This is a genomic window from Moorena sp. SIO4E2 (assembly GCF_010671945.1).
In the GTDB taxonomy this organism is placed as follows: Bacteria; Cyanobacteriota; Cyanobacteriia; order Cyanobacteriales; family Coleofasciculaceae; genus Moorena; species Moorena producens.
In genome coordinates this window covers 1-4,232 of the sequence record NZ_JAAHIE010000583.1, presented here as the reverse complement: position 1 = coordinate 4,232, position 4,232 = coordinate 1, and the positions used below count along the sequence as shown (strand labels likewise).

Annotated in this window: 7 protein-coding genes and 1 pseudogene; 5 read left to right on the top strand and 3 right to left on the bottom strand. The window is 45.1% G+C overall.

What is annotated here, in order from left to right:
- Window positions 1-184 (top strand): hypothetical protein (locus F6K37_RS33490; RefSeq protein WP_287255026.1); only part of this gene is annotated, 184 nt, incomplete at its 5' end.
- Window positions 185-228: 44 nt separating this feature from the next.
- On the opposite strand, the gene F6K37_RS33485 is transcribed toward F6K37_RS33490, so the two are convergent.
- Window positions 229-669: an HNH endonuclease gene (locus tag F6K37_RS33485; protein ID WP_287255023.1), complete on the bottom strand. Its 441-nt coding sequence runs from the start codon at window positions 667-669 to the stop codon at window positions 229-231.
- Between the two features lie 96 nt (window positions 670-765).
- Between F6K37_RS33485 and F6K37_RS33480 the strand changes: the two genes are divergently transcribed.
- From F6K37_RS33480 to F6K37_RS33470, 3 genes are all read left to right on the top strand, one after another.
- Window positions 766-996: a hypothetical protein gene (locus F6K37_RS33480; protein ID WP_287255022.1), complete on the top strand. Its 231-nt coding sequence runs from the start codon at window positions 766-768 to the stop codon at window positions 994-996.
- Window positions 997-999: 3 nt separating this feature from the next.
- Window positions 1,000-1,185 carry a hypothetical protein gene (locus tag F6K37_RS33475; RefSeq protein ID WP_287255020.1) on the top strand — a complete coding sequence of 62 codons (186 nt, stop codon included), beginning with the start codon at window positions 1,000-1,002 and terminating at the stop codon, window positions 1,183-1,185.
- Window positions 1,186-1,592: 407 nt separating this feature from the next.
- Entirely contained in the window at window positions 1,593-1,820 is a 228-nt protein-coding gene (locus F6K37_RS33470) for a hypothetical protein (RefSeq protein ID WP_287255018.1), read from the top strand.
- A 50-nt stretch (window positions 1,821-1,870) separates the two neighbouring features.
- On the opposite strand, the gene F6K37_RS45045 is transcribed toward F6K37_RS33470, so the two are convergent.
- Together F6K37_RS45045 and F6K37_RS33465 are read right to left on the bottom strand one after the other, a co-directional pair.
- Complete coding sequence (locus tag F6K37_RS45045; RefSeq protein ID WP_353838806.1) at window positions 1,871-2,302, bottom strand: group II intron maturase-specific domain-containing protein; 432 nt, start codon at window positions 2,300-2,302, stop codon at window positions 1,871-1,873.
- A gap of 211 nt (window positions 2,303-2,513) precedes the next feature.
- Window positions 2,514-3,320 carry a reverse transcriptase N-terminal domain-containing protein gene (locus F6K37_RS33465; protein WP_287255016.1) on the bottom strand — a complete coding sequence of 269 codons (807 nt, stop codon included), beginning with the start codon at window positions 3,318-3,320 and terminating at the stop codon, window positions 2,514-2,516.
- Between the two features lie 479 nt (window positions 3,321-3,799).
- Here F6K37_RS33465 and F6K37_RS33460 point away from each other — a divergent pair.
- A pseudogene (locus tag F6K37_RS33460) lies at window positions 3,800-4,232 on the top strand (IS5 family transposase); the annotation flags it as partial.

Below are 4,232 nucleotides of genomic sequence, written 5' to 3'. Positions count from 1 at the left end.
TGGCTTTTGTGGTCTGCACTCCAACGGTTTCATTGCTTACTTTCGTCGTGACCAGACTCTTTCGAGCCCTTTACATGAGGACTGGGGAGAAGTACCCCAGAGAGAGTCGGCTCTCTATTCATCAAATTCGACTTTGCACGTCGGTCGGGTAAGGTTTGTAGATTACTCTACTCCCCTCCCCTAAGAACCGGACTTGACAGTTACCCATCATCCGGCTCAAGCCTTACTTCAAGCCTTCTGCTTGGTTTTCTTTTTCCCATGAAGAAGCTTGTGACAAGCTTTATGAAGATGTACAAGGTTGTCAGCCAGGTTAGAACCACCTTCTTTTATGGGAATTATGTGATGGGTTTCGATTTCTTCGTCATTGCGTAACCAGTCATTAAAGATTGGACATTTATACCCATTTATCCTAGCTACTTGGTCATACTTGCTATTTTTTTCCCAGAGGGTTTTGTTAGCTTTTAGACTTCTTTTTAGCCAGTATTCTTTGAGAATCGGGTCATCGGGTGAGTTGCTCCCTTCTATTTTGACGTGTCCTGACTGACTGACAAAAGGCGGTGACTGTTTTGTCAAACTGTTTGTCAGATGGATGCTTGAGGGATTAAAAAAATCTGAGTGGGAGCCAGCGTTCTTTGATGCGCGATGCCACTCAAAACCATAAGAACGCACTCGAAAAAAACTCCCGCCTCTACAATGCCCTGAATACCTGGCGTAGGTCTTGTCAGTCCCTGGGCACACAAAGCTGATCTAACGGTCTGTATATGGATGGTGGTGGCCTTGATCCATAGTGGTGAAGTTAATCTGACCCGCTGGATATCCTATCTGCCCTGGCTCCGAAAGTATGCTCACAGTAAGCACAGACGGGTTCGTCGATGGCTCAATAACCCTCGGATCAATATACATCGACTGTATAAACCATTGATCCAAGCCGCAATGGCTATCTGGCAACAGGAGTGTCTTTACTTGAGCTTGGATACGTCATTGTTCACCGGATGAGTATTGCCAGCTCCCTTGTGGCAGTGGTTGATCGGGGTCGTGCCTTGCCGGTGGCGTGGGCTATGCTTCACCACAGTAGTGCGATGGTTTCCCACACGAGATTACCGAGACGTGTTGGATCAGGCAGCTCAGTGCCTACCCAAAGACGTGAAAATTGTCTTATTGGCTGCTAATCGGGTTTGTCCATAAGGATTTAATTCAAGCCCTGAGAGGCGCAATGGCATTGGCATTATCGTATCCGCTTGAAAAAGGATGCGCTTGTTTTGGCGCTAGGGCATTGGTTGGTGTCAACTGAAAAAGTTTCACGCTCTACGGGGCGAAGCCCTGTGTTTTCACAACGTGGGATTGCATAAAGACCAATGGTATGGCTCGGTCCACATAGCGTTTGGGCGCAACCACATCAATGGTGAGTTTTGGGCCATCGTCAGTGATGAACCGACCACCTTACTTTCATTGCTGTGAATACGGATTAAGATTCGATATTGAGGAGGCTTTTTTGGACGACCAGTCCAACGGGTGGAACATCCAGAAGTCTGAGATTCGGTGTGTATGTGCTCTTTCAAGACTTTGGTTCATCTTAGCCTTGGCTACACTTTATGTTACAGCACAAGGCACATTGGTTGTGGAAACAGGGATTCGACGGTGGGTTGACACCCATTGGCGCACGTGGCAACAGCTATTTCCGCATCGGCATAGATTGGGTCAAAACTGCTCTGTTAAACGGATGGCGACTGATTCGTCACGTCAGTTTCACCGACCACCGTGATCCTGACCCAGTTATGGCATCGCGCAAACAACACGAGAAACGAATTTATAGGCATTAGTTCAAAGTACTAACGTACCAATATGTTCCGGAATAACTTTTGTCAGTCAATCAGTTGACGTGTCTCACAATGGGTGTTCCTGCGACATCATATATTCGCAATTCTGAGTTTCTTCTTTTGGATGTGGACTCACTTGAGAATACCCAGTCTCTTGTGGACACACTCCACGGAGTTTTCTTGTATATCACCTTGAAGTATTTGTCCTTGACCCATCTTAATTTACGCTTTTTGTGTCTACGCCTTGCCCAATCCCACAGATATTTCCATACCCTGTTACCTACGTAACTGAGTATTTTCTTTGATGTGCAATGTCTGTAGTAGTTAGCCCAACCTCTGAGAATCGGATTCAGTTTATTGATTAATTGTTCTTGGCTTTTTCCGTTAAATGCTTTGACAGTTTTCCCAATTTCTTGGCAGAATGAGAGAACTTTATTTTTGGCGGGTTTGGTCAGAAGTGTTTCATTCTTTCCTTTCCCGAACATTCTTACGTTAAAACCCAGAAAGTCGAACCCTTGGGATATGTGGACTATCCTTGTTTTATCATCGCTTATTTCTAAGCCTCTTTCTGATAACCATGCTTTGAGCTGGATGAGAACTTTTTCCAGTTCTTCTTTTGTTTATGCCGTGACCACAAAGTCATCGGCATATCGAATATATCCGAGTTTGTATACTTTTATTCTCTCTCCTTTCTTGTTATATCTTCCTCTTATTCCACCCCAGTTGTTGAGCTTTTATTCCAATCCTTCCAATCCGATGTTGGCGCTTTTTTGGACTGATGACTCCCCCTTGGGGTGTTCCTTTATTGGTTTCGTGATATATTCCTTTACTTATATATCCAGCTTTCAACCATCCTGCTACTATTTCCCTGCCTGGAGCAGAGTCTATTTGTTTCATGATAGTTTCATGGGCTAGGTTATCGAAAAAGCCTTTTATATCCGCGTCTAGAACCCATCTATCCTTTCCTCTGGAATTTAGTCTGTTTACCACTTGCTCTATGGCATCATGGCAACTTCTACCTGGTCTGAACCCATAAGAATTAGGTTCAAATATGGCTTCCCATTCGGGTTCTAGGAGATTCTTTACTATTGCCTGCATGACTCTATCCTTTAAGGTTGGGATGCCTAGAGGACGTTTCTTGCTATTTGACTTAGGAATGTATACCCTGCGTGCTGGTGACGCTTTGGGTATCTTCCACTCATTGACAAGTTTCACTCGTTGGCTAGGTGTTGTTGCCACCTCCTTATCGACACCTGCTGTTCGCTTTCCGGTATTTATCTGAGTGATTTGTCTGACAGATAGTAGTAAGTTGGCGTAGCTTTTCAGCATCAGTTTCTGTAACCTTCTCAGTTGCTTCCACTGACCAAGCTTTTTGGCACGAAAGATTCTTCGACGCAGGTTTCTAACAATCTTACGGGCTTTCTTCCAGTTGACCTGGCTCCAGTCTGTAAGTTGTGCCGTCTGTCCATTTACCGGGCTATTACCCCGTATCAAACTTTTCATCAGGTTCGATTCCTTATCTTTCGTTTATCTTTCGTATAAGACCCAAGGGAAGTCTGCTATTACTTTCGTTCAGGGGCAAAGTTTGAACCCCTATCCTCCGTATTACCAGAGGCGTTTGCTTTTTCCCTCATCCTCTACCCCCCAGAGAGTTCCGTCCTTGTTGCCTCAGACCTACCTTAGATATCGACCTTCTAAGGACTCTGTGGGGCTTACCCTGTTGTGTCAAGTAAATTTATTTCTCCAAAGGATGATGCCTCTTCCACGGATGGGAGTTTTGTTTACACGGCTTATAGAGAAACTAGCTATAGGCCCTACCCACTTGGCTTTTGCCTTCAGCGTGTCAGGTCTTTACGCTGGTCATGAGATTACGCGGTTTATTAGCATTTCATTTTTTCATTCATCCATATCGGAGAAGCCCTCTAGGGCGTGTTTTCTTGCCTCGTTATATGCTAAAAGTAGTGTGATCAATGGGTGCATTCATGGATCGAGGGGACTTAAGTAATGAACAGTGGGAGAGGTTAAAACCTTTATTACCACCACAAAAACCCCATACAGGTAAGCCCAATCACGACCACCGACAAGTGGTCAACGGCATTCTTTGGATACTCAGAACTGGAGCGCCGTGGCGAGACCTGCCAGAACGTTATGGAAAGTGGCAAACTGTGGCAACACGGTTTTATCGGTGGCAAAAAGCTGGGTAGGGCAAGCAAATTTTAGAAAATCTCCAAGCTAGAGCCGATGAAGATGGAAAACTCAATTGGCAGGTCCATTATGTAGATGGAACAGTGATACGTGCCCATCAACATGCAGCCGGTGGGAAAAAAGGGGTGAAGAAGACGAATCACGGTAGACGTTCCCGTGGTGGTTTCAGCTACCTTAATACACATACGTTGTGAAGGTTTTGGGAAACCC

What these genes read in the sequence shown, in the direction of transcription:
- F6K37_RS33480 (WP_287255022.1), top strand. Translation starts at nt 766, where the DNA reads ATGGTGGTGGCCTTGATCCATAGTGGTGAAGTTAATCTGACCCGCTGG.
- F6K37_RS33465 (WP_287255016.1), bottom strand. Translation starts at nt 3,320, where the DNA reads ATGAAAAGTTTGATACGGGGTAATAGCCCGGTAAATGGACAGACGGCA.
- F6K37_RS45045 (WP_353838806.1), bottom strand. Translation starts at nt 2,302, where the DNA reads ATGTTCGGGAAAGGAAAGAATGAAACACTTCTGACCAAACCCGCCAAA.
- F6K37_RS33470 (WP_287255018.1), top strand. Translation starts at nt 1,593, where the DNA reads ATGTTACAGCACAAGGCACATTGGTTGTGGAAACAGGGATTCGACGGT.